The sequence below is a fragment of the Psychrobacter sp. genome (assembly GCF_035469765.1).
GTDB lineage: Bacteria > Pseudomonadota > Gammaproteobacteria > Pseudomonadales > Moraxellaceae > Psychrobacter.
Map to the genome: position 1 here is coordinate 1 of NZ_DATIRM010000245.1, position 4,746 is coordinate 4,746.

A 4,746-nucleotide genomic window follows, 5' to 3' on the forward strand; every position below is an offset into this window, starting at 1 on the left:
AGAGTCATTCTGGTTTGATTAAGCATTGTTTAAGGATGAGATTAAGTGGGAGCATATGATATTAGGTATCCCAAATTCTCGGTCGATGAGGCTCAAGCGCGTACCATTTAAACCTTATAAGCTCGCGGACTTGGTAAAAAGCCTCAAAGCAGGCACGCACATCTGCCCCTAAATAACGGCAATTGATACCTTGAAAATTGTGAGTACAGTGAATGGGTAGTGACTGCTGATCAATGAGATTGCGTATCTCGGTAATAGTGGTGTCTAAATATTGGCCGAGCTTGAGCGGATTATTCTGTAACTCAGGCGCAATAATCTCTGTGCTAGGTATTGCCCAAAAAGAGCCATGCACATGTTGATTGTTTAACCCAAGCGGTGAGGTAAACCAGCACGTATTGGCTTGCTGGGAGGTGCACTCACTGACCAATAAATTACCCTCACGCCATATCTCTAAGCGGTTGGCATAATGACCATTAGCAAAAGTCTCTTGATACGCTTGACGTCCGAACACAGCAATATCCCAAGTCAATAAACTTGCCGTCTTAGCTAAATAAAAGCGATTATTGGCATTAGAGACAGAATGATCGTAATAAATGCTTTCTTGTGGTAGCCATTCAAGGACAGCATAATCATATAGGCGGGCGTCGATATGCTGTTCAGCGCTGACAACATCATTAAAACAGTCGTTAGAAGTGTTGCTGTTTGGCGATTGATTAACTCTAACTAATTTTGATGAGTCGCTGGGTTTAGAGGACCGCAATGATTTGCGTTGCCCGTACCATTTGCCGGCTCCAGGGGTAGTAATCACCGAATGGCTATTAGAGTGTAGGTTAAATTCCAATGTTAAGCGGTCATCATCGGCAATGCCAGCAGGAGGATACAACACATAAATATGGCAAATCCCTGCTTGACTATCAGGCTCAGGATAAAGCGCGCGCTGCACCATTAGTGCGCCAGTATGGGCACGATGATACAGCCGAGTTTTTGCAATATTAGAGGCGCAGTCGAAATGAAGCTGTAGCGAGGATTGCCAAGTCAAAATATAATATCCTTGAGGCTATGCTATATGATGTTAAACCCAAGTTTAACTATCACAATGCTAATAAAAACATAGAGTGTATTAACTTTTTAATGCTTGATTGAATAGGTAGAGCCTAATAACTACTAGTTAAATGGCCACTAATTCTTGAATGTTGTTTTTTGCCATGTCACATCCAGCCCCTTGAGCAACTACTTGTCCTCGAGAAAGCACGGTATAGTTATCGGCAAGCTCTTCTGCAAACTCATAAAACTGCTCAACCAGTACAATTGCCATTTTACCTTGATAACCTAAATCCCTAATCACCCGCCCGATGTCCTTGATGATAGAGGGCTGAATACCCTCAGTAGGCTCATCAAGTACCAGTACAGACGGTTCGGAGGCAAGCGCACGAGCAATAGCGAGCTGCTGTTGCTGCCCACCTGATAGATCGCCGCCGCGCCGATACTTCATTTCGTCCAGCACCGGAAATATATCATACAAGTGTTTGGGTACTTTGCTTGCTTTACGTTGAGAGAATTTCGCCATTCCAATCAGAATGTTTTCTTCAACGGTCAAGGTGGAAAAGATATCACGTCCTTGCGGCACATAAGCGAGTCCTGCGCGTACACGCTGCTCAGGCGTCATCTTACTAATGTCCTTACCGTCTAATAAAATTTCACCTGATTTTATTGGTAGGATGCCCATCAAGCATTTAAGCAAGGTGGTTTTACCGACGCCATTACGACCCAGTACCACGCTACATTCTCCTACAGGGGCTGCGAGGGTGACATCACGTAAGATGTGACTGCCACCGTAATATTGATTTATGGCATTGACTTCTAACATATAAATACCTTTACTTTCAATGATTAGCCTACTTTAAGTAATTCCACTATGGCATTGACCTATATAGGTATATTTCCAATATGTATGAGGTCGATCGCCTTTGTGTGAAATCGTTTGATATTGATTGTGAGACTTTTGGTCAGCGCTTTTTTTAATCAGTGCTTTCAATTACCGACCTAAGTAGGTCTCAATAACGGCTTCATTATTCTGTACGTCAGCTAACGTGCCTTCAGCCAAAATAGCGCCATTTGCTAAGACCGTTACTTTCTCACTTATGGCGTCAATGAAAGTCATGTCATGTTCAACCACGATTAAGGTGTGATTCTTTTTAAGGCGCAGACATAACTCAGCGGTATGTTCAGTTTCGGCATCTGTCATGCCTGCTACTGGTTCATCAAGTAAGATAAGTTTTGGTCTTTGCATCAGTAACATCCCAATCTCTAGCCACTGTTTTTGACCATGAGATAATAGTCCTGCTGGCTTGTTAATCAGGTCTTTTAGACGTATTTGATCAAGCGTTGAGTCAAGCGTATCTTGGATTTCTGCGTCAATACGAGTAAACCAGCTTCTTGATACCCGCTTATCCTTGGGCGCGGCCAGCATTAAGTTATCAAGTACGGTAAATTTCTCAAATACGGTGGGTTTTTGAAACTTACGGCCAATGCCTGCTTCAGCTATTTCTTCGGTAGATAGCATTGATAAATTATGTACTTGACCGAAAAATGCACTGCCTTTAGTGGGACGCGTTTTACCAGTAATAACATCCATTAAAGTCGTCTTACCTGCACCATTAGGACCGATTATGCAGCGTAGCTCGCCCGCCTCAATGTATAAAGATAAGTCATTGAGTGCACGGAACGAGTCAAACCACACGCTAACTTCTTCTAAATACAGCGCAATACCATGGCTCATATCTGGACCCGATTTAGAAACAGGTTGAGCTAAGCCACCTCTATCTCCGTAATCTTCAGCCAAAGTAGTTACTGGTCGGGTAGGCGTGGTTTCTGCGACCGTTATGTGGTGTGTATTTTTAGAATTTTTAATTGGATTATGAATACTATGATTATTTTCATTTTTAACAAGCGCATCGTTAGTAACTTTTTGGGAAGTAGCAACATTAGAAGTAGCAGCATCAGTTATTAACATTATTCTTTTTCCTTTTTAAAACGATCAAGTACGCCAATGATGCCGTTAGGGAGAAATAAAGTAACCACCACAAATAATCCACCTAGGATCAGCAACCAGAACTCAGGGTAGGCGACCGTAAAATAAGTTTTAATCGCATTGATTGCACCTGCGCCTACGATAGCACCAATGAGTGAACCTCTCCCTCCAGCAGCCACCCATACTGCCATCTCGATAGAGTTGACGGGGTTCATCTCACCTGGGTTAATGATGCCAACTTGCGGTACATATAGAGCACCAGCGATACCAGCAATTATTGCAGACAACACCCAAGCTGAAAGCTTGTACCAAAGCGTGCGATAGCCTAGATATTGCAAGCGATTTTCACTATCACGGATGGCACCGAGCACACGCCCATAAGGCTGGCTCATCAGATAGCGTAGTCCAAGATATGACAGTAGTAGCGCCAAAGCGGTAGTAAAGCACAGCACAGCCCTTGTTGAAGAGGCAGTGATGTCATAACCTAACAGCGTGGTAAAACCTGTGAAGCCATTGTTACCACCAAAACCTGTTTCGTTACGGAAGAATAATAAGGCTGCCGCATAGGTCATGGCTTGAGTAATAATCGAAAAATAAACCCCTTTGATTTTTGAGCGAAAAGCAAAATAGCCAAAGATAAAAGCGACCAAACCGGGAACTAGCACCACTAGAGCCATAGCCCACCAAAAGTGTTGAGTGCCTGCCCAATACCACGGCAGCTCGGTCCAACTTAAAAAACGCATAAAGTCTGGCAAGCCCGTGCCAGCAGTTTCACGCGTCAAGTACATACCAAAGGCATAACCTCCTAGCGCAAAATAAAGACCATGACCTAAACTTAGGATGCCAGCATAGCCCCAGACCAAGTCCAAAGCCAGTGCTACCATGGCGAGCGCCATTATTTTCCCAATCAAAGTTATCCAGTAAGCAGACAGGTGCAAACTAGAAGTTTCAGGTAGTAGATGGAGCCAAGGCAATATCAGTAGCACCAAAAAACACAAACCAATCAAAATTGAATTACGTGGGGAATCAGATAATAATTGAGTCAAACGCATGAGGTTCTCCTTAATCCACAAAACGGCCTTTGAGGGCAAATAAACCTTGTGGACGTTTTTGAATAAACAAAATCACAAGAACCAGTAATACAATCTTAGCCATCACAGCACCAATGCCAATTTCAAGCACCGTACCACTGACACCAAGACCTAAAGATGCCAATACCGCGCCCCATACTTGCCCAACACCGCCAACCACGACGACTAAGAACGCATCAATAATGTAAGTCTGACCTAAGTCGGGTCCGACGTTGCCTACTTGCGCTAAAGCACAACCAGCGAGACCTGCGAGACCTGATCCAAGACCAAAAGCTAACATGTCGATGCGAGCAGATGAGATACCAACCGCACGTGCCATTTGCCGGTTTTGAGTCACAGCGCGCACAAATAGCCCGAAGCGAGTCTTGTTAAGTAAGTACACCAGTAGCATAAGAATAATGATGGTAAAGCCGATAATAGCGATACGGTTGAAGGGGAGTACAAGGCTCGAGGACACTTGATAGGCACCGCTCAACCAGTCGACATTGCTGACTTCAACGTTTTGCGCACCAAATATCATCCGAACCAACTGCATAAGAATCAGACTGATACCAAAGGTTGCCAGTAAGGTTTCAAGCTCACGACCGTAAAGGGGGCGAATAACGATTCGTTCGATAATCATGC

5 protein-coding genes are annotated in these 4,746 nt (G+C 44.0%); all 5 read right to left on the reverse strand.

The annotated features are described in order from the left end of the window. Positions 1-61: 61 nt before the first annotated feature. Positions 62-1,039, reverse strand: a complete 978-nt coding sequence (locus VLN09_RS06990) for an urease accessory protein UreD (protein ID WP_325244996.1) — start codon at positions 1,037-1,039, stop codon at positions 62-64. Between the two features lie 129 nt (positions 1,040-1,168). After that, positions 1,169-1,867 (reverse strand): urea ABC transporter ATP-binding subunit UrtE, encoded by a 699-nt coding sequence (urtE, locus tag VLN09_RS06995; protein ID WP_325244998.1) that lies wholly within the window; start codon positions 1,865-1,867, stop codon positions 1,169-1,171. A 168-nt stretch (positions 1,868-2,035) separates the two neighbouring features. After that, positions 2,036-3,013 carry an urea ABC transporter ATP-binding protein UrtD gene (gene urtD, locus VLN09_RS07000; RefSeq protein ID WP_325245000.1) on the reverse strand — a complete coding sequence of 326 codons (978 nt, stop codon included), beginning with the start codon at positions 3,011-3,013 and terminating at the stop codon, positions 2,036-2,038. After that, positions 3,013-4,083, reverse strand: a complete 1,071-nt coding sequence (urtC, locus tag VLN09_RS07005) for an urea ABC transporter permease subunit UrtC (protein ID WP_325245002.1) — start codon at positions 4,081-4,083, stop codon at positions 3,013-3,015. The genes urtD and urtC overlap by 1 nt, the downstream gene beginning before the upstream one ends. Positions 4,084-4,093: 10 nt before the next feature. Beyond that, positions 4,094-4,746, reverse strand: a 653-nt coding sequence (urtB, locus tag VLN09_RS07010) for an urea ABC transporter permease subunit UrtB (protein WP_325245004.1), incomplete at its 5' end; no start/stop codon positions are given.

Coding starts and splice junctions, on each gene's coding strand:
- urtE (WP_325244998.1), bottom strand. CDS start 1,867: ATGTTAGAAGTCAATGCCATAAATCAATATTACGGTGGCAGTCACATC.
- urtD (WP_325245000.1), bottom strand. CDS start 3,013: ATGTTAATAACTGATGCTGCTACTTCTAATGTTGCTACTTCCCAAAAA.
- urtC (WP_325245002.1), bottom strand. CDS start 4,083: ATGCGTTTGACTCAATTATTATCTGATTCCCCACGTAATTCAATTTTG.